The sequence below is a fragment of the Halolactibacillus sp. JCM 19043 genome (genome assembly GCF_001310395.1).
Classification (GTDB): domain Bacteria; phylum Bacillota; class Bacilli; order Bacillales; family Amphibacillaceae; genus Halolactibacillus; species Halolactibacillus miurensis.
On the sequence record NZ_BAXD01000025.1, the window covers coordinates 20,789 to 40,796 of the forward strand.

General features: G+C 39.9%; 24 protein-coding genes and 3 pseudogenes. 10 read left to right on the forward strand and 17 right to left on the reverse strand.

Annotation, left to right across the window (positions count from 1 at the left end; all coding sequences use genetic code 11):
• Nucleotides 1-31 precede the first annotated feature (31 nt).
• The 12 genes from JCM19043_RS11585 to JCM19043_RS18935 all read right to left on the reverse strand — a co-directional run bounded on the left by JCM19043_RS11585 (nt 32) and on the right by JCM19043_RS18935 (nt 8,420).
• Nucleotides 32-271, reverse strand: a complete 240-nt coding sequence (locus JCM19043_RS11585; RefSeq protein ID WP_062322681.1) for a glutaredoxin family protein — start codon at nt 269-271, stop codon at nt 32-34.
• Between the two features lie 177 nt (nt 272-448).
• Nucleotides 449-928 carry a MarR family winged helix-turn-helix transcriptional regulator gene (locus JCM19043_RS11590; protein ID WP_062322683.1) on the reverse strand — a complete coding sequence of 160 codons (480 nt, stop codon included), beginning with the start codon at nt 926-928 and terminating at the stop codon, nt 449-451.
• Complete coding sequence (locus JCM19043_RS11595) at nt 915-2,348, reverse strand: hypothetical protein (protein ID WP_062322685.1); 1,434 nt, start codon at nt 2,346-2,348, stop codon at nt 915-917. Before JCM19043_RS11595 ends, JCM19043_RS11590 begins: the two co-directional genes overlap by 14 nt.
• A 52-nt stretch (nt 2,349-2,400) precedes the next feature.
• Nucleotides 2,401-3,030, reverse strand: a complete 630-nt coding sequence (locus JCM19043_RS11600; RefSeq protein WP_062322687.1) for an ABC transporter ATP-binding protein — start codon at nt 3,028-3,030, stop codon at nt 2,401-2,403.
• A gap of 85 nt (nt 3,031-3,115) precedes the next feature.
• Nucleotides 3,116-3,277: a hypothetical protein gene (locus JCM19043_RS18930; RefSeq protein ID WP_369813853.1), complete on the reverse strand. Its 162-nt coding sequence runs from the start codon at nt 3,275-3,277 to the stop codon at nt 3,116-3,118.
• Entirely contained in the window at nt 3,199-3,609 is a 411-nt protein-coding gene (locus JCM19043_RS11605) for a hypothetical protein (RefSeq protein ID WP_062322689.1), read from the reverse strand. The genes JCM19043_RS18930 and JCM19043_RS11605 overlap by 79 nt, the downstream gene beginning before the upstream one ends.
• 81 nt (nt 3,610-3,690) lie before the next feature.
• A complete protein-coding gene (locus JCM19043_RS11610; protein WP_231631530.1) occupies nt 3,691-4,869 on the reverse strand; it encodes a dicarboxylate/amino acid:cation symporter in 1,179 nt (392 codons plus the stop codon).
• A 170-nt stretch (nt 4,870-5,039) separates the two neighbouring features.
• Nucleotides 5,040-5,870 (reverse strand): DUF368 domain-containing protein, encoded by an 831-nt coding sequence (locus tag JCM19043_RS11615; RefSeq protein WP_062322690.1) that lies wholly within the window; start codon nt 5,868-5,870, stop codon nt 5,040-5,042.
• Between the two features lie 198 nt (nt 5,871-6,068).
• On the reverse strand, nt 6,069-6,191 hold the full coding sequence (locus tag JCM19043_RS18235) for a hypothetical protein (RefSeq protein ID WP_255349963.1): 123 nt from the start codon (nt 6,189-6,191) through the stop codon (nt 6,069-6,071).
• A 231-nt stretch (nt 6,192-6,422) separates the two neighbouring features.
• The gene (locus tag JCM19043_RS11625) at nt 6,423-7,064 is read right to left on the reverse strand and encodes a hypothetical protein (protein WP_062322694.1); all 642 of its coding nucleotides are present in this window, start codon (nt 7,062-7,064) and stop codon (nt 6,423-6,425) included.
• A 391-nt stretch (nt 7,065-7,455) separates the two neighbouring features.
• A complete protein-coding gene (locus JCM19043_RS11630) occupies nt 7,456-8,157 on the reverse strand; it encodes a CapA family protein (RefSeq protein ID WP_062322696.1) in 702 nt (233 codons plus the stop codon).
• The gene (locus tag JCM19043_RS18935; protein WP_197274802.1) at nt 8,154-8,420 is read right to left on the reverse strand and encodes a CapA family protein; all 267 of its coding nucleotides are present in this window, start codon (nt 8,418-8,420) and stop codon (nt 8,154-8,156) included. Before JCM19043_RS18935 ends, JCM19043_RS11630 begins: the two co-directional genes overlap by 4 nt.
• A gap of 417 nt (nt 8,421-8,837) precedes the next feature.
• Here JCM19043_RS18935 and JCM19043_RS11640 point away from each other — a divergent pair, with 417 nt between their 5' ends.
• The 10 genes and pseudogenes from JCM19043_RS11640 (at nt 8,838) to JCM19043_RS11685 (ending at nt 16,210) form a co-directional block, all read left to right on the forward strand.
• Complete coding sequence (locus JCM19043_RS11640) at nt 8,838-9,398, forward strand: HD domain-containing protein (RefSeq protein ID WP_231631531.1); 561 nt, start codon at nt 8,838-8,840, stop codon at nt 9,396-9,398.
• 59 nt (nt 9,399-9,457) lie between these two features.
• On the forward strand, nt 9,458-9,718 hold the full coding sequence (locus JCM19043_RS11645; RefSeq protein WP_062322700.1) for a hypothetical protein: 261 nt from the start codon (nt 9,458-9,460) through the stop codon (nt 9,716-9,718).
• A 92-nt stretch (nt 9,719-9,810) separates the two neighbouring features.
• Nucleotides 9,811-10,035, forward strand: coding sequence for a hypothetical protein (locus JCM19043_RS11650; protein ID WP_062322702.1), 225 nt, complete (start codon nt 9,811-9,813; stop codon nt 10,033-10,035).
• A gap of 371 nt (nt 10,036-10,406) precedes the next feature.
• Nucleotides 10,407-11,279: an ectoine/hydroxyectoine ABC transporter substrate-binding protein EhuB gene (gene ehuB / locus JCM19043_RS11655; protein WP_062322705.1), complete on the forward strand. Its 873-nt coding sequence runs from the start codon at nt 10,407-10,409 to the stop codon at nt 11,277-11,279.
• An 83-nt stretch (nt 11,280-11,362) separates the two neighbouring features.
• A pseudogene (ehuC, locus tag JCM19043_RS11660) lies at nt 11,363-12,021 on the forward strand (ectoine/hydroxyectoine ABC transporter permease subunit EhuC).
• Entirely contained in the window at nt 12,021-12,719 is a 699-nt protein-coding gene (gene ehuD / locus JCM19043_RS11665; protein ID WP_062322706.1) for an ectoine/hydroxyectoine ABC transporter permease subunit EhuD, read from the forward strand. The pseudogene ehuC and the gene ehuD overlap by 1 nt, the downstream one beginning before the upstream one ends.
• Nucleotides 12,720-12,746: 27 nt before the next feature.
• Nucleotides 12,747-13,516, forward strand: a pseudogene (gene ehuA, locus JCM19043_RS11670) (ectoine/hydroxyectoine ABC transporter ATP-binding protein EhuA).
• Nucleotides 13,517-13,691: 175 nt separating this feature from the next.
• Nucleotides 13,692-14,378, forward strand: a pseudogene (locus JCM19043_RS11675) (ABC transporter ATP-binding protein).
• A complete protein-coding gene (locus JCM19043_RS11680; protein ID WP_062322708.1) occupies nt 14,378-15,709 on the forward strand; it encodes an FtsX-like permease family protein in 1,332 nt (443 codons plus the stop codon). The pseudogene JCM19043_RS11675 and the gene JCM19043_RS11680 overlap by 1 nt, the downstream one beginning before the upstream one ends.
• A gap of 54 nt (nt 15,710-15,763) precedes the next feature.
• Nucleotides 15,764-16,210 (forward strand): DUF4825 domain-containing protein, encoded by a 447-nt coding sequence (locus JCM19043_RS11685; protein ID WP_062322710.1) that lies wholly within the window; start codon nt 15,764-15,766, stop codon nt 16,208-16,210.
• Between the two features lie 41 nt (nt 16,211-16,251).
• Here JCM19043_RS11685 and JCM19043_RS11690 read toward each other — a convergent pair whose 3' ends face one another.
• The 5 genes from JCM19043_RS11690 to glgP (JCM19043_RS18245) form a co-directional block, all read right to left on the reverse strand.
• On the reverse strand, nt 16,252-16,875 hold the full coding sequence (locus JCM19043_RS11690) for an ABC-2 transporter permease (protein ID WP_062322712.1): 624 nt from the start codon (nt 16,873-16,875) through the stop codon (nt 16,252-16,254).
• On the reverse strand, nt 16,872-17,741 hold the full coding sequence (locus JCM19043_RS11695) for an ABC transporter ATP-binding protein (protein ID WP_062322714.1): 870 nt from the start codon (nt 17,739-17,741) through the stop codon (nt 16,872-16,874). Before JCM19043_RS11695 ends, JCM19043_RS11690 begins: the two co-directional genes overlap by 4 nt.
• Nucleotides 17,741-18,130, reverse strand: coding sequence for a GntR family transcriptional regulator (locus JCM19043_RS11700; RefSeq protein WP_062322726.1), 390 nt, complete (start codon nt 18,128-18,130; stop codon nt 17,741-17,743). Before JCM19043_RS11700 ends, JCM19043_RS11695 begins: the two co-directional genes overlap by 1 nt.
• A gap of 122 nt (nt 18,131-18,252) precedes the next feature.
• The gene (glgP, locus tag JCM19043_RS18240) at nt 18,253-19,062 is read right to left on the reverse strand and encodes an alpha-glucan family phosphorylase (RefSeq protein WP_255349964.1); all 810 of its coding nucleotides are present in this window, start codon (nt 19,060-19,062) and stop codon (nt 18,253-18,255) included.
• Complete coding sequence (gene glgP, locus JCM19043_RS18245) at nt 18,978-19,865, reverse strand: alpha-glucan family phosphorylase (protein WP_255349965.1); 888 nt, start codon at nt 19,863-19,865, stop codon at nt 18,978-18,980. Before glgP (JCM19043_RS18245) ends, glgP (JCM19043_RS18240) begins: the two co-directional genes overlap by 85 nt.
• Between the last annotated feature and the right edge of the window lie 143 nt (nt 19,866-20,008).

A 20,008-nucleotide genomic window follows, 5' to 3' on the forward strand; every position in this document is an offset into this window, starting at 1 on the left:
AAAATACCGTCCACGTTATGGACGGTATTCATTATAATAACCGGTTTAACAATTGTTTAATGCGTTGTTCTTGAAAACCGAGTACTTTCTTTCCTTTCACAATGAGGGCAGGTGTCGCATACACATGGTGTTTTTGCAACTCATGTAAATGCTTTTTATCATCAGATATATTTTTCAACTCATAAGTCACATCTTCTTGATCAAGTAATGCTACCATCCGGTCGCATTCATCACAATCATCACTGACGTAGACAAGCACTTCTTTTTCCATTTCTATTCCCCTCCGAACCATGGTGCAAGTTCATGATGTCTCTCTCACATCAAACTTTTCCCTAGTATGTGTATTTTCCGTATTATTTAAACATGAATGCATTGATTAATTAAGCTATTAGTTATATAGCCATATCGACCTGGTTTTAAACATAAAAAGAGAACGAATCTCATCTATTTAAGATTCGCTCTCTTTTTTTAACTGATCAGCAAACGCGCCTAATTTTTTAAGCAATGTGATCGCTTGTCGTTTTTCTTCTTCTGTTAGTCCATCTGTAATGTGCTCAATTTGTTTCCAGTGATCCGGAAAGATATCATTAAGTAATGCTACACCTGCGTCTGTAATCGAGGCATAGGTGACCCGGCGATCCTTCTCTGATTGGGTCCGTTTTACTAGCCCCTTCTTTTCCAATTTATCTACGACATAGGTAATACTGCCGCTCGCAAGCAGTATTTTATCCCCGATTTTTTGTAGCGGTTGATCACCTGAATGATACAACAGTTCTAATACGCCGAAATCTGTCGTATTGAGACCTTTACTCCTAATATCATCGGCAACTTGATCACTCACGGCACGATAAGCTTTTGATAAGACAACAAACAGTTTCAGTGACGGGTCTTGTTTTTTCTTCTCATATTCATGTTTATCTTGTGTCATGTTTTTCGCTCCTAAACCTCTTAGATATCAGCTCTAATATTGTTAAACCAGTAATCACAGATGCCAGCCCATATACAATGGGGGCGTAGGTGACAAACGTGACACCATACCCGACCATATAGATAAAACATAAACGAAAGACCATAGTCTCTTTAGGCCTTTTCGTTGAAAATTTCTTTATTACTCGGTTTAACCACTCACGATTTAATATAACCGTGATTAAAAGAAATGTAAAGGATTCCAGTGTTGTAAATGCCTCAGGATAGAATAAATGAGAATAACCAATCAGACCTAACACCCATACTATGAGCGAAAAGGTTGAGAAAAGACCATAGTACCGTGACCACGGACCCTGTCTAAGCGGTAAGGTTTTTAACAATGGACGGTCAAAGATAGCTTGAAATATCACATGATACATCCGACTAAACAACAACACCACTAGCACGATCCCCACACGTAAAAACATCGGTCCTTGTAGAGAGAGCAGCGCGACAATGACCACCAGTTGTATCACCATTTGAAAAATTGTCGTCATATTCTCTGACAGGTGTTGCCAAATAAGCCGCGCATATAATTTCCACATGGTCTGCTTCGTCAATCGCTTTTGATACCGCCTCTTTTCATACCATTTATGGCTTTTGATTGGCACATCTTTCACCGCTGTTTTCGAGAAAAACACCTTGCTTAAAACCGTCCGGTAACTCATATAATCACTGACACTCATAATGTAATCTAAATCGTTTACTTCTTCGATATAAGTGAAGCCGAGTACTTGCGCGATAAATAGTATGAGGATTAAAAAGACGATAATACCCAGTCTCTTCTCACCTGTTGAAACAGCTAAGGAGACAATAGTAGATAAAACAGCCAGTTGAATAAGCAATCGTTCTAAAAAACCACGCCAACCAATCATCGTCGATAAATAGACGCGTGGGATAATCAGACTGATCTGTGTGATGATCACAACGAGTATAAGGCCCACGATTTGCTCCGAATATAGAGGAAATACCAACAATAAGACACTGGCAATAAAAATATCTAGTCCTAGATAAAACGCGACACGCTTTAACCAGAGTAATATAAACATATCACGCCGCCTATGACTTACATATTCCATCAACCGTTCACTCGAACTATAAGGTAAAATTGGCGTTTTTTTAAATAAGCCAATCTGCCCCACGACTAACCCAAAAATCAGTATGTCACGGTTAAAAATCGTGTCACTCACCGTCTGTAATAACGGTTGATAGGTCATTAACGCATCACGTATGATTAGGCCACCGATTATGACAAACGGAATAAGGTAAAAGGCAGTGACAGGATCAATGACCATGGTGATAATATCCCGATTCGTGTGGTGACGTTTTTTTGTCCGTTGCCAATGAATGCGACTGAACTGCTTAATAGTTTCTTTTCGCATTAATCAAACCGCCTTTTTAGTTCACCTAAATCGGTCCGGTCGCCTTCTTTTATCACCTTACCTTGGTGTAACATGACATAACGGTCCATAACCCTTCTAATTGATCGAATTGATGGGTCGTTAAAATAACCGCTTGATCTTTTTGTTTCTTTTCTATTAAGATTGAGGTGAGTTCTTGTTGGGCATAGATATCCAGTCCGACAAACGGTTCATCAATCAATAACACCGGTGCGTCAATAATCAATCCCGCAATCAATTGAACTTTTTGTTTCATTCCTTTTGATAGTTGGAGCGGGAATTGATCCAGTTGATCCGCAATTTCAAATCGCCTAGTTAATTCATGAATCTTGTTTACTTTCTCATCTGAATGTTGTTGATAACTTTCAAGATATAGTTGAAAATGTTGAAACACTGTGAGTTCTGGCAACAGGAAAGGTTGTTCCGGTATGTATACGACGCGTTGTTTATAAGCTAGGCTATCCTTCGTGAAACCATCTATTTCAATACTTCCGTCTCTTAGGTCAATCATGCCCATGACGGTTTTAAAAAAGGTTGATTTCCCTGCTCCATTATGACCGATTAACGCAACAACTTCACCTGTTTCAACAGATAAATTCATCCCATTTAAGGCTAGTGTCTCGCCTTGTTTGACCGTTAAATCTTCCACTGTTAATATCGCCATATAACCTCTCACCTTCTTTGTTCATTATCTTATCTCTATCTCGGTATAAGCATGATGGATCGTTTCGCATCTTTCTTCGTCGTACTTACTTCAATGTCAACTCATAATAATAGAGAGGGACATCTCCTTCATCATCTGGACGTTCTGCGATAAAACAAAAGTCATGTTTTAAGAAAAATGCTTGAGCGTCAGGATTGTTTTTAAAGGTATCCCCATTAATGGCCTGTTTGTTCTTTTCGTCCGCCACTCGTTTGATTGCCTCAATAAATTGATGACTAATGCCTTTATTTCTGTACCGAGGCTAATCGCCAGTCGTTTAATTGTTAAGGCGTTAGTCGTTGAAAAAGGAATCAGTGAATATTCCGCGTGACCTGTTTCGCTAAAGGCACACATACCCGCGACTTCACCTGCTTGTTCATAAACATACAGTTCACGCTTGTTGATATCTTGTATAAAATCCGCACGTTTAGGATAGTCTGTTGACCACTGTTGACTTCCGCGCACATGCATCTCCTTAATAACTTCATTCACAATAACCATAATACGATCAAGGTCTGAATGTGTTGCTAAGCGAATCATTTTCCCCACTCCTTTTGGCTACAACAACGCATTAACGGCTGTTTGCTGCCTTATTTTCTGATTTATCCACGACTGCCGCTCCTATGATATCTCCGACAACGTTTGATGCTGTCCCCCCATTCCTATAAGAGCATCAACACCAGCGATGAGTGACACAACTTCTAACGGTAAATCAAAAAGGGTTAATACAGCGGCTAAGGTCACAAGCCCTGCTGCCGGGATACCGGCTGTGCCAATTGAAAGAAGCGTTCCGATAATAACAATAGTAACAAGGTCGACTAAAGAAAAGTTGGCACCGGTCACATTTGCAGCGAATACAATCGACGCCCCCATTCGAAGGGCACCTCCATCAGAATTAAACACAGCTCCTAATGGTAAACTGAAATTAACAATCTTGTCTGATATACCTGCCTTTTTAGCACTTTCCATCGCAATTGGTAAAGTGGCAATACTGCTCGATGTGAAAAAGGCAGTGGTAAAAGCTTCTCTTGTTTGTGTATAAAAATGTCGAATCGGTATCTTGAACATCCAAAGGATACCTGTATATATGAATACCCAAAGTAACACAAGCCCAAGATAGAAAACACCCGTGAATTTAAGTAATGAAGTAAAGGTATCCCAGCCCTGTGTTCCAAAGGTCGATGCGGCAATCGCAAAGATACCGATTGGGGCATAAAGTAGAATACCTTTTAAAATGTTGAAAAATAATGTATTCGCCACTTCAAAAAAATCTTGTAAATAGTGACCGTACTTTTTCATCTTTTCATCATGTGAAAACATCATATGCGACATAGTAAAGCCAACAATGACCGCAAGAAAAAGAATCGCCATTAAGTTGCCTTCACTAAAAGCAGTAAAGATATTACTCGGAACGATATTTAAAAGAACTTGCGACAGACTTGGGTTGGTCGGATTATCTACTGAAACATTCGGCAAAGATAAAGATTCGCCCGGGTTAATCCAAAGCGCTAAGCCGAGTCCGATTAAAACCGCAGCAGCCGTTGTTGTGCCATAATATAAAATCAACTTCCCACCCGTTCTGCCTAATTCTTTAGGGTTCATTTTGTTTACGGCGAGTACAACCGTCAAAAAGACGACCGGTGTCGCAATCATGCTTAATAGATTGATTAATACAGTACCAAGTGGTTTAATGATCTCCGCTTGAGGCCCCACTATGACGCCAACAAGTATACCTAATACGAAACCTACTGTCATTTTTGCGATTAAAGAGGTATTTTTGTATCTATTCCATAATCTCATATGATTGTCACTCCTATGTTTTATTTTGTTCATTCATTATATGCGGAAAACTTAGATGTACCAAGTGATACGTCTTTATATAGAATCCTATTTAAGCCCGAAACATCCATGAACGTGCGCCTTAACCATGTAGACAAAAAAGGCATAGTCCATTGACTATACCTTATTATTTATTCGGTCTCTAAGACCTCTTGATATTCCATCTGCCCTAACATGTAAGCGAGACTTAAACCAAAACCAAACGCCACGACACTGAGTAACCAATCAAGCGTCCCAACAGGAAGCCCTGGGAAAATGACATAAATCGATCCGATCACTAGTCCGATGACGACCGCATAGGTCGCATACGTATAATTCGTTAAGAAAAACTTAATCACTTTGCTCATCGTAATAATACCAAAGCCAATCCCAATCGCGGTAACGATTAAGATATCTAGTTTCATCTCATTGACCGCATTAATAATGGTACCGTAAGCCCCAATAACGACTAAAATAAGTGAACCACTAATCCCCGGTAAAATCATCGCCGTACTCGCGATAAAGCCCGCCAGCATTAAATACCCGTAAACACTTGGAGTAATCGTCTCAATAACAAAAGCTTCATCGCCTTTTAAAAAGCCCATCATTGCCGCTAACCCAACACCAATAAAGAGTAACACATAGTGATACGTTTTAAATTGATGTTTACTATCTGCTTTTTTAAATAGGTAAGGTAAGACACCTAAAATTAACCCGAGAAAAGCAAATTGGGTTGGTCTTGGGTGGTGTTCAAATAACCACTCGATTGCCTGCGCTAACACGAGAATCGCGGTTAATACACCAATACCTAAAGGAATAAGAAAGCCTAAATGTTTCTTCCACTCCTTACTAAACAGTCCGTTAATCGATAAAATCAGTTGATCGTAAATACCTAACACTAAAGCTATCGTGCCACCGCTGACACCGGGGACCACATCACTTGCGCCCATCATCATACCGCGGTATATATTTCTCCACTCCATACATACACTTCCCTTTATACATAAATAGTATTTTAAAACTGTTCCTTATTATAACAAATATCTCATTCAAGTGATACTAGAAACAAAAAAGAGGGCCGAATGCCCCCAGTATCTACTGTGATTAACTCTAACAACGCTTTGATTGACTGATTACCAATTAAAATACACATGTTAAGTATTAAATATGCTATTCATGTATTATTTGTTCTTTAATTGTAACGCTCTTAATATTTCAGAAACACCGATAGCAATACTGGCATTTAGCATGCCAAACACGGATAAAATAAACGATAATCCATAATATTGCGTGAAAACATTCATCACAAAAAATATAACACAAATAAGAAAAACGACAAGACCAAAAACAAACAAGAATCTATCCAACATCATCCCTCCAATTGAACAATATCTATCTCTAGTTGAGGAAGCCCTGCTTCTTTTTTCAATTCATGTTGCGACTGTTGCGGCCATTTTATTCGTTTGATTTGAAACGACCTAGGCAGAGAGCATCATCCATCAGCTAACGCTTTTTTAAACAGAATGAGAGAATTTTTACTGACTTTTTTCTTCTAAGTCCCTAAAATAGGGTAGCATATCCATTTTCCAAATGCCTGATTCTTTCTTCAATCCATAAATAATCGATTTATTAAACTTCCCGTAACTGATCCTCAATTCTACGAATGCGTCTTTATCTGTTTGATTTTCTTCCCTAACTTCGATTGTATGATAGTATCTGAACGTTGCCGCACTGTTTAGGTCCTTCATAAGCAAACCTTCTTTAGTATATGTTTGTTGAAATGTAACAAGGTCAGGTAATGTCCCATCATTATATGTGAGTGTGTAGATCGCATCTATATCACCAATGACGACAGAATGATAGTAAACCAATAAGATGTTCTCAGGTGAAAATTGTGATAAATGTTCTATTTTCTTTTCTTCTGCGAATAATTTATATGCTTCTAATTCTGATTGGGAGAGGGTGTTCAAATAAGAAAATTCATCTTCATGTTGCTCGATTATCTTTTGCTTTTCCTTAATCGTTTCTTCTAGTTCAACAATTTGTTGATCTAATTGTTTTAGCATACTTCTTTGCGCTTCTAACGTACTTTTTTGTTCTTCTACTAGAGCCTCGTTACTACAACCTACCAAAACTAACATAAGCATACCAAGAAAAATACATACAGACCGTCTCATTAGTACCTCATCCTCCTAATTGAACTACCCCCATCTAATATTCTAACGAACCCTTGAGGAAGGCGTCTTCTCGCTCTAAATGATCAACTTTCATTCATACGTATTTTAACATATTTTTTCCTTTTTGTTTACAAAATTTAAATATATTCCTGGTCATCCCGACATTAAAAATCCGTGAGGGTGTATTAAAATTGATTAGATAATCATATATAATCTCTTTCACCGCTTTCATAACTGACAATCATCTTTTAACTTTCCAAGGTCTATTCACATCTTGGCATATATAAGATTTCCATTTTTTCTATAACGAAAAAAGAGAGCCCTTTAGCTCTCTTTTCCATTTGGTCATCGTTGCTTCCTATATTACCGGATAACGACTTATTCCCTCAAATTATTCAATAAACGTCATCTCTGGCATCCACTCCGTATAATGTTGTTTCAGTTCTTGTTCAATCGCTTCATGATTTAAAAGCATATCATCTGTCACATCCGCTAGTGGATGAACGCGGTACTGTCTCGGCACTTTTTGATTAAAGTGAACATAGGTCAACAACATTTCCGGTTCTTTTAGCTGAATATTGTCGCCCGTTTTTTCAACCGTCACATTGACAATCCCTCCGATTTGACGATACAGTTCGTCTTGACCAGATAAGAAGTTTCCGAGCGAATAAATCACAAAGCCCCTTGTCCCGTCTTCTCGTTCAATCCATTCTGCTGGCTGTAAGACGTGCGGGTGATGGCCAAAAATAATATCAACACCGTGCTCTATCATTTGCTTAGCCAATTGCTGTTGTTCGTCGTTTGGGGTGCGCTGATACTCTTGTCCGAAATGAAGGTGCATCACGACAACATCAGCTTCTTCTTTCGCCACTTCAACATCTATTAACATGCGTCCTTCATCGATCAATGAAACGAGATGTGATTTCCCGCTTGGGACCGGAATACCATTTGTGCCGTAAGTATAGCCTAAGAATGCGAAGGTAATGTCATTCTTTTCAACGACCCGTAACCTATCTTCATCCGCTTCGTCTTTATAACTACCTACATAAGGAATAGCTAACTGATCCCAGTATGCTAAAGCCGACTGAATCACACCTTCACCACGGTCAAGCGTATGATTATTGGCAAGATTAACGAGGTCGACGCCATCACTTTGAGGAGATCACCTACTTCTTTCGGGCTATTAAACTGAGGGTAAGTCGATAAACCATGACTCTCCCCACCAATCATCGTTTCTTGATTGGCTGTTAGTAAATCATAGCGATCGAGGTACGGCATCACGCCTTCAACCATCGGGGTGAAATCATAACCACCTTCAACTTTGGCATCATTATAGACGCGACTGTGAATGAGCATATCACCAAACGCACCTATACGAACTGACCTTGTTACAAGAAAATTAGGCAGGGGTTTTTCTTTGCTTACAAACTCAATCTCACCACTTGAATTCTTTGCCGTTCCGCTAAAACTCTCAGAACAAGCGGTTAAAGTCATGACAAGTATGAATAAGCTTATGATCTGAATTATTTTTTTCATTGTTGTGGCCTCATTTCACTAAATTCGTTGCCCCTCTTCTGTTTCTTTCCCTTTTTCTTTTCACTTCATGCAATAAAAGTTATAATAGATGTGTAGAGCTTATCATATAAGCGCAAAAAGTAAATGAGACATTTTAACGTATCTGATACCTACTTGATAAGACAAAGAAAAAAGTATCACCACTAACTCATACTCATAAATGTACAATGCACCAGCTAGCCTAGAGGGGGACAAACCATGATCAGAAATAACTTAATGCGAGCCATTACCTACGCGGCCAATAAACATAGAGACCAAGTAAGAAAAGTAGATAAAACCCCATTTATCGCTCATCCATACCGGGTGGCGATGTTGCTACAAGAACATGATTGCGACGCTGAGATTGTGATTGCTGCCCTACTACACGATACAGTTGAAGACACTGACTGTACGTTTGAAGAAATTGAACACTTATTCGGTGGGGGCGTAAAGACTTACGTTGATTATGTCACGGAACTTGATAAACACGTCCCGTGGAAAGAACGAAAAGAACATAGTATTGAAGCCTTTAAATCTGTTCCGTATGATGTGAAGCTACTCATTGCCGCTGATAAAATCGATAACTTACAATCCATGATTGACCAAGAGATGGTCCACGGTGAGGCCATGTGCACAACTTTGTCGGCTCAAGAGAAGAACAAGTCTGGTATTACAGCGAGATTTTCTCATCAATCACAGAGAACTTGGCAGATGATGAGTGGCACCCACTCTTTTATTTGTTTCAGGCACTACTCGAAAAATTTGCTGAAGGTGACCTAACTCATGAATAATGTGACTAATCTGTCACATTATTGACATTTTTAAAAAGAGTCGATTCAATGCGAGGCTTTATTGTTTCTCTATCTATAAATGACACAGACCCACTCGTTTATCGCCAAATTATTTTACCGGAGCGGACAACCTTTAACCGACTTCACGATACAATTCAAACAGTAACGAATTTTTTAAGTGGCTACCCTTATCCTTACCGTCACTTTCACTCATTTGATTTATCAGAAGAAAATCAAGTCGTGACCAATGATGAGGAACGCTATTTAGATCACAAAGATTACGTCAATTACCCTCCACTTAAACTCTAACGAGTTTTGAAGTGGAGGCTTGTAAAAGCCTTAATTTTAAAAAACAAGCAATGGTTTGAAGATCGCCTAAACCATACACCGCGAGAGAAGAAGTGGCCGGTGTCGACGGTTTTTATCGTTTCTTAGATTCGTATTCCAATCCCTCAGACCCAGAACATGAACAAGCCCTGGCCTTTGCGAAAAAGAACGGCTTTAAACCACTTGATATGGATGGTATCAACGAAAGTTCAAAGCGTATTACATACCGAAAAACAGCGTGGGAACATATTCATCATGAACGCTACAACATCATTGGACCGCGCTACACAAAAAAGTAAGCATGGGTACTTTTTAAAGATGATATTAATATACTTATCGAAGAGATGACAATCGTGTCATCTCTTTTTTTGATTAATATGTTAGCAGTTGGTGATTAATTCATCTCTCTTTTTACATTTTTTAGCTGTTTTTATGGTATCCCCCCGTATTTACGAAGAAATCCATCTATATTTAACGATACACGAGCTATACCGGTGAGAGACAAGCTGAGTCGGTTATATCCTAAAATAGGGGATTTTATCCACTTTGAATAATCATCATCATATACGTTAACATAATTAACGTGAGTGTCGACGACAAGATATTGACAATGGCTAAAGAGAAATAACTATATCTTGTAGACACAAAAATACAGGGAGGTACAATCATAATGAAAAAGATAATTAAAGGGTTGGTTTTACTCAGTATACTAGTATTTGTCACCGCGTGTGGTGGCGAAGATGAAGAAGCAGGTTCATCACTTGATGCATTAAAAGAACAAGGTTATGTCACCGTTGGTTTTGCTAACGAAGCACCTTACGCGTATGAAGAAGATGGTGAATTAAAAGGGGCCGCTTATGATATTGCCGCAGCTGTCTTTAATGAACTCGGTATTGAAGAAGTACGTGGTTCTCTTCAAGACTGGGGTCAGTTAGTACCAGGCGTGCAAGCAGGTCAATTTGATGCGATTACAGCTGGAATGGCGATTACACCTGAACGTGCTGAAAACGTCTTGTTTGGTGAACCGGAAATGACTTATGGTGAAGGTTTGGTCGTAGAAGCTGGTAATCCACATGACATTCAAAGTTTTGAAGATATCGCGAGTAACGAAGATATTACTGTCATCGTGATGGAAGGAGCGACAGGAGTCGAATTTCTTCGTCAGTCTGGTGTAAGTGATGACCAAATTACGTATGCAGCCAATATTCCTGATACATTCGCGGCGGTTCAATCAGGTCGAGCGGACGCAACAACAGGAACGGAAATGACCATGCGTATGGCATTCGAGTCAGCTAACACAGAAGACTTAGAATTTGTTGAATCATTTGAACAACCCGATGTTGAGGGTGTGCCAAGTTATGGTGCCGCGGCCTTTAGTTTAGAAAACGAAGCGTTACGCGAGGCTTATAACGAAGCCCTTCAAACATTAAAAGACGATGGGACCGTCCAAGAACTGCTTGAGAAGAATGGCTTCCACCCAGAATCAAACTTCCCAAGTGCTGATATTACGACAGAAAGTATTGTGAACGGCGATAACTACTAAGGAACCGTCTTAGTTTTATGATCCAGTTCCTGATCTAGGAACTGGATCTTCTTTTATTAAACGAAAAAGGATGTGTAAACGATATGCAAGATATTCTCTCGATTTCACAAGAGCTATCACGTGGCTTATTCGTCACGATTAGTATCTTAATTGCCTCGAGTTTATTCGCCTATTTTATGGGCTTTGTTTCTGGCTTACTGCGCTATCTAAACATACGATTATTCGAAAATTGACCGGGCTTTATATTGAATTATTCCGCGGCACCTCACTTATCGTCCAGTTATTCTGGCTCTATTATGCCATTCCGATGTTGTTTGGTATTAATTTAGGATCGAACTGGATTATTGGTGTCATCGCGATTGGACTAAATTACGGGGCTTACCTGTCAGAAGTCGTCCGCGGGTCTGTTGAGGCCGTTGATGAGGGACAAACAGAAGCAGCGATTGCCCTTAATCTATCGAGTTTTCAAAAAATGCGCTACATTATCTTACCACAAGCGGTACGGATGATGTTACCGGAGTTTGGTAACTATACGATCCAAATGTTAAAAGGGACCGCTCTTGTGTCCTTAATTAGTTTGAATGATATTTTATATTACGGAAACATTCTCCGTAGTTCTAATCTATCACAAGCACCCCTGATTTATTTAGTCATTTTAATCTTTTATTTCGTCCTCGCTTTACCACTTATTTTCCTTACCCGTAAAGCAGAAGAAGTTTCTAAGAAAGGGGTGGCTAATTAATGAATTATTGGAGTTTTGAACGTTTCTTTGAAGCTTGGCCTTATATATTAAAAGGTCTCCATATTACCGTTGGGGTTACGATTAGTGCGTTTCTTTTCGCTCTTATTTTCGGGTTCGTCTGGACCTTCTTACGCCGCATCCCAGAACGTCATATCAACTGGGTCGTCACCTGGGTGATGGAATTTATTCGTTCAACACCACCGCTTGTACAACTGTTCTTTATTTACTATGCTTGGCCCGAGATTCCTGTTGTAGGCGTGACACTCAGTCCATTTGCGAGTGCGGTTGTTGGTTTTGGTATTCACTTTAGTACGTATATCGGTGAGATTTACCGGTCTGGTATCGAAAGTGTGGATAACGGTCAATGGGAAGCTGCGACAGCTTTGAACTTCTCACTACTCGATAAATGGCGGTTAATTATTTTACCACAAGCTTTCCCACCAACCGTACCGATGCTTGGGAACTACTTTATCATTATGTTTAAAGAAGTACCACTCGCGTCAACGATTGGGCTTACCGGGATCTTGCACATGGCCAATAGTTTCGGTTCCGAGCACTTTAACTTAATTGAAGCACTGACGATTGTCGGGATTATTTTCCTTGTGTTAAGTTACCCATCGGCACGACTCATTAAGAAGTTAGAAGTAAAACTCAATACCCGTTTTGATAAAAATCAAGTCATTGATCCAGTAGAATAATGACAACTTAAAGGAGTGACGAACGTTATGACAAAACCTATTGTTGAATATAAAGACGTACACAAATCATTTGGCGATGTGGAAGTATTAAAAGGGATTGATTTAGATATTTTCCCAGCCGAAAAAATCGCCGTTATTGGCCCAAGTGGGTCAGGTAAAACAACGATTATCCGGATGTTGATGACGCTAGAAGAACCAACAGATGGTGACATTATCGTCGACGGTAAAAACCTATGGAAAATGAACAAGAACGGAAAGATGGTTGAAGCTGATGAAAAGCACTTACGCGAGATTCGCGGAGACATCGGGATGGTATTCCAGCACTTTAACCTGTTCCCTCACATGACCATCTTAGAAAACTGTATGACCGCCCCTATTCATGTCAAAGGCGAAAAGAAAAAAGAAGTCAAACAGCGTTCCATCGATATGTTGGAACGTGTTGGCCTTGGTGATAAAATTAATAACTATCCATCACAACTCTCAGGTGGACAAAAACAACGCGTGGCGATGGCACGTGCGCTCGTTATGCGTCCGAAAATTATGCTGTTTGATGAGTCACCTCAGCCTTAGACCCTGAGCTTGTCGGGGAAGTACTTGAAGTTATTCGTGACATTGCCAAAAACGACGACATGGCCATGGTCCTTGTCACACACGAGATGGACTTTGCGCTTGATGTTGCTGATAAAGTCCTATTCTTAGATGACGGTGTCATCGCTGAACAAGGTTCGGCGAGTGATGTCATTGAACATTCAGAAAACCCACGGGTGCAAGAGTTCTTAAGTCGTTTCCGTGGCTAGGTCTGGAAACAGAAAAATAACTACAAAATTATCAAGAAAAATTAACTAAATACCCTTTCGAATCACGACGTGTCAATCCTTTGCCGTGTCGTGATTCTTTTTATGAATAATTTTATGCATCTTTTTTTCCATCAGGCTCGTCACAGACAGTGAACAGTAAATGGAGGGAATAAATATGATTGAAGTAAAACAACTGTCCCATCAGTTTGAACTTGGGAAAAAAGATAAGAAAACCGTCATTCCTGTCTTACAAGACGTGAGTTTTTCAGTAACTAAAGGTGAAATTGTGACGTTAGTTGGTCGGAGTGGTTCTGGTAAATCAACGTTGCTACATTTAATTGGAGGTTTTTTACCAAGCAAAGCGGGGCCATCACGATTAACGGAACGGATGTGAGCGACTTTACAGAAGCACAATTTGCCGAATTCCGCCTTGGTACGATTGGTTTTATCTTTCAGAACTTTCAATTGATCCAATCAATGACTGCTTATCAAAATGTTGAATTACCACTCATTTTACAAGGCGTGAGTGAAACCGCCCGTAAAATTCAAGCATTAGAAACATTAGAAAAAGTCGGTCTCAAAGGGTTTGAACATCATTATCCGAGTGAGCTTTCCGGTGGTCAACAGCAACGGGTCAGCGTCGCACGTGCTTGTCTTAAATCCACTCATTATTCTAGCAGATGAACCGACAGGGAGCTTAGACTCTGAAACAGAAGAAGACCTGCTTCACCTCATTAAAGAGCTAAATGAATCCCTTGATATCACCTTCCTCATTATCACGCATGATGAGGAAGTCGCAAAAATTGGTCACCGTTCACTGATGATGCATGACGGCGCCCTTATCGATCAGGAGGTGAAGTAATGTTATTTAAAGATCAGCTTTACTTCGTCAGAGAAAATATGAAAAAGAATAAAATGCGGATTTTTATGACCGTGCTCGCGACGGCGATGGGGACAGCCTTTTTAATTGTATTGGCATCTGTTGCCTTCGGTTTACATGACACCTTAATTAAAGACGTGCTCGAACAAGAAACGGTGAATCAAGTCCAAATCTACGGAAAAGACGATCCAAACAGTCAAGGGATTACTGACAAGGACATTGACTATTTCCAGTCGCTTGAGCATGTCCGTGCGGTTAGAAAACAAAGTTACCTTCGCCAGTCTCCACTTGTCTCACTTAATGGTTATGAAACGAGTCCACACACCGTCGCGGTTGATATGGGCGCATTAGAAACAGGTGGTACACCACTTGAAGATGGACGATACGCCACATCAAGTGATGAAGTTGTTGTTGGGTATCACTTTTACGAACAACTTCTAGAAAAAGATACTGATCCTGAAGATATGTATGATGAAAATGGCGAGCGAACCGAAGACACCTTGTATCAAGGTGAGCTTATTGGTGAAACAATCGACCTTACCGTGTCACGATTAATCGATGAGACGGACACAGAAGAAAAAACGTATCAACTCACCATTGTTGGTGTGACAGCTGAACCAGCAAACGAATGGCAACAAGACCAAAGTCTTTATACGACCTTTGACTTTTATCAGTCGATCAGTGAATATACCGGGACTCCTGGTGGGGAAATGTATTTCCAAGAAGAACCGATGGATCTGACCTTCTATTATGATGAAGTGACGATTCAATCAAACAATTTAGAAAATGTTCAAGCTTTAACTGATACCATTAATGATCAAGGTTATTACGGCTACTCAGTTGCGTCAGAACTTAAACAAATCAATATGCTATTTACCATCGCAAAAGCTGGTTTAATTTTCATTGGGGCCATTGCCGTTATTATTGCTTCTATTGGGATCTTTAATACGATGACGATGGCGGTCACTGAGCGGGCACCAGACATTGGGATTATGAAAGCGATTGGTGCTAGTCCTAAGACAATTAAACAGATTTTCTTACTAGAAAGTAGTATCATCGGCATTATGGGCGCAACGATTGGGACCTTGGTGAGCTACCTCATCAGTTTCTTAGTTAATATCGGCTTACCAATGATTTTAGAAGCCACCTTTGAAGATCAACTCCCGGAAGGGTTCCAGTTCTCAAGTATCCCGTGGACGCTTGTGTTGATTGCCTATGTCATTTGTCTTTTAGTCACACTTATTTCTGGCTCACGACCAGCTAAAAAAGCAACAAAAATTGATGTCTTAAGTGCGTTAAGACGCGAATTATAGTTTAACAATCAGAGATAATCGATGACCAACCAAGTCATTTGAAAGGAGCATCCTATGAAACATTGGCGAATAATCGTTATGATTTGTCTCATAGTCCTCACCGCTTGCGGACAAACAGAATCAGACGCATCTGTCTTCCAATACAAAGGCTCTCTTATTGGCGACAACAGTGCTGTCACGAGTATAAGTCGGATGGTCACAACAATGGAGACCGTTGATAACTTTAAACTTCAAACAGATAAAGAACCTTACGGGATTGAGCTTTATTATAAAAGTGATGAGCCCTATGCCTTTAATGTAATAGATAAAGAAGTCCATCAACAATCTGTTTATCTCTATTACTTGATTGACAATGTGGACTACATTAGTTTTATCTTCAATAACCAAACCATTCATACGGAACGCGACATGTATACGGTTGACTTAAAAGCACTCAATAAGATTGAAAATATCAATGAACAAAAAGTAAATAACTATTTATATGAAACATATGCACCTTAATGAAACAAGCGCCTGACTCTTCCTTGAGTCAGGCGCTTGTTTTAACTATTGGTATTTTGACTGTAAAATCTTTGACTTAGTTTTATTGAGCCAATATTAACAACGATGGCGAGCAATAAAAGCATCCAGATAAACCAAGGAGATATAAAGAGTCCATTAGAAACAATTTGAATAAAAGAGAACGGGATAGTTAAGGAAATTAGTACCGCAAAAACGGCACCAAACACAAGCCGTCCTTTTTCCATGCCGAGTTTAAAGATAAACGGCATCAATACGGCATAAGCGATTAAAGCTGTTAAAACCATGAAGATCACATTCACTAGAAAGGCTGGGTATGACGCTAACGTTAAATCTTGATAGCCAAAGACGTGATAACCAAATTGCGCCATCAACATAATGACACTGACCATTCCAACAAAACCATAACCCAGCACATATTTACTTAAGATAATTGACTTTTCTGGTATCGGCATCATCCGCATCAACCGGTCCCATTTTGCGCGTTCATCATAACCGAATGAAGAGATTGGAATGATAAGTGCGTACATCATGGTAAAACTGATCATATTCGATGCTGGAATAAGCGCAAAACCAACAATGACAATGAGAAGCACCCGCATCTGTTTTTCTAACGTGAAAATATCTTTTAGAAGTAATCCTTTCACGATTGCTTCACTCCTTTCGTCATCAAAATCATCACATCTTCTAATGTCGCTTTTTCTAAATCACCAAAGACTGTGTCAGACGAGGAGAGTGCCTCTTTATCCACCAACAACTCGACCGCATAACGACTGGTCCGCTGACCTTTAATCGCGGCTTGATTAATGGTTAAGGCATTGATCTCTTCCGGCGCTACTTTTAGTATCCGATATCGTTCCAATAACCCATCTTTTTCTTCCATGAACTTAAGGCGCCCTTCGTGTAAGAAAGCAATATAGTCACAACTTTTCTCTAAGTCACTGACGATATGTGACGACAACAGTACCGTGTGACGCTCATCACGGGTAAACTCATTAATAATATCCAAAATTTCTTCTCGCACCATCGGGTCTAACCCACTTGTTGCTTCATCTAAAATCAATAATTCTGCGTGATGCGACAAGGCAACAGCTAATTGTAATTTCATTTTCATCCCACGTGAAAAGTCTTTAAACACTTGGTTGTATGGCAACTTAAACTGTTCCATGTAGTGATCAAAAACGTCATCATCCCATGCATCATAAATATCTTTCAACATGATCCGAATCCGTTTCGCTGTCAGCGTCTCAGGATAATACGCTTCATCTAAAACGACTCCAACCTTCTGTTTTACTGCTAAAAATCCATCCGTCTCATTATTCACACCAAGGACATGAATCGTCCCACTATCTTTTTTTATTGCCTGCATGATCATATGTAACGTCGTACTTTTACCTGCGCCGTTCTCACCGACCAGTCCAACAATCGATCCCGTCGGGATCGTTAAATGAAGGTTATCTATCCTAAAGTTTTTAAACTGCTTACTCACATTCGTTAATTCAATCGCATGCATCACTTTCGTCCTCCTTCTGTTTCACTCTTTAATACATCCAGTAACGCTTTTAGTTCAGCTATTGATATACCGACAATGTCGGCCAAATCAAGCGCGTCTTGTAGATGCGTTTCGATTTGTTTTAAATACTCCTCTTTAATAAGCGACGGATTCATGCCTTTTACATAAGACCCACGCTTAGCCATCGTGTATATAAACCCGTCATGCTCTAACTCTTCATAGGCGCGTTTTGTTGTAATAACACTGACTTTTAAGTCTTTTGCCAGTTGCCTGATTGAAGGTAAGGCGTCATCTTGTTTTAACTCGCCTGCAATAATTTGCGCTTTAATTTGGTCATAGATTTGTTTAAAAATGGGCGCATCTGATTGATTATGAATCACTAAGCGCATCGTTTCACCAACTTTCTGTATATATACACTATACACAAAATGAACAGATATGTCTACTGTTTTTTCCAAATGGAAAAGCGCCTCCTCGTTAAAGGAGACGCTTAATTATTATTTATATTCTATTAGTTTTTCGCATACAGCTTGTCATAGTAATCTTCAAGCATACGCTTGACCGCGTAACGATCGCGTGTGGATTCGATACTACGTGCCATCATTTGTACCCACTTATCGTGGTTTTGATAGAAGGTTGGTAACACTTCTTCACGCAATACACGATAAAGCGCATCTAAATCATGCTTATCTAATGCCTGAACGTCATCAGATTCGAAGCCATCACCAAACTGCCAGCCGTTTTCACCATGTTCACATGCTTCTGGCCACCAGCCGTCTAATGTGCTTAAGTTTAAGACACCGTTCATCGCCGCTTTCATACCTGACGTTCCACTTGCTTCTTTCGGACGACGTGGGTTATTAAGCCATACATCAGACCCGCGGGTTAACATTGCCCCAATGGTCATATCATAGTTTTCTAAGAAGACAACGGCATGTGGGTATTTCTTCGCCATCTTCACAAGTGACGACACAATGCCTTTACCAGTATCATCGAGTGGGTGCGCTTTACCTGAGAAGACAATCTGTACATCACCAGATTCAAGTAATGGGCCGATGATCGCTTCATCCGTAAAGATAAAGTCACTGCGCTTATAAGGTGCAGCCCGACGAGAGAAACCGATGATCAGTTTATCTTCTTTAAGGCGAACGCCGTTACGTTCTTCAATAAAATCAATTAACGCGCGTTTATTTTCTAAGTGACGTGACCATAAGTCCCCGCCATTTGCTTGTAAGTCTAACATTTGTTCATCGACCCATGTTGGACGGTGAATACAGTTCGTAATTGGAATAATTTCTGAACGATTATCACATGTGCCCACATTTTATTTGCCGTCTCACCGTGTAATTCGGCAACAGCGTTGGACATACGGGACAGTCTCAGTGCCCCAACTGTCATGTTGAACGGTGCGCCACCGATTTCAACGAGTTGTTCCACGGTTAAGCCATTAGCTGCGCCCATGTATAATAATTTTTCAATTGGATGTGATTCATTTCCCTCAACAATTGGCGTATGGGTTGTGAAGACTGTTTCATCACGTGTTTGTTTCCACGCCTCATAAAAGTCGGCGCCTTCTTCCATCTTTTCACGCATTAATTCAAAGCCCGCAAATAATGCGTGACCTTCATTAAAGTGATAGACATCAATGTCATGACCGAGTTTACGTAAGGCACGTACCCCAGCAATCCCTAACACCATCTCTTGGGCAATCCGTTCTTCACCGAACCAACCGTATAGTTGTCCTGTAATCCAGGCTTCTGGGTTACCTGGAACATCTGTATCTAATAAGTATAACGGGACATTACCGAATTGTTCAACTTTCCATACTTTACACGTAATGTTTTGCTTTCTAATCGTCACATCAACGGTCACACCTGTATCTTCTAAGAAATCATACTCATAATTGTGATAACTATCATATGGCTTACCATGTTCATCAATGCGTTGATCTGTATAACCTTGTTTCCACTTAATACCGATTCCTACCATTGGGTAATCATGATCTTTGGCACCTTTTAAGTAATCCCCTGCGAGAATACCTAAACCACCTGCATACGTTTTCATACTTGTGTCCAATCCATACTCCATACAGAAGTATGCTACACGTGAATCTTTATTTGTCATTACAATTCCTCCTTCGTATGATTAGCTTGATATGATGCTTAAGTTTGCGTTTTGAAAGCGCAATCACTCTACATGTTCTATCCTACACTAATTTTTTACTTTTGCCTAGTGCTTTTGAGAAATCGGTTGCATTATTTTAAATT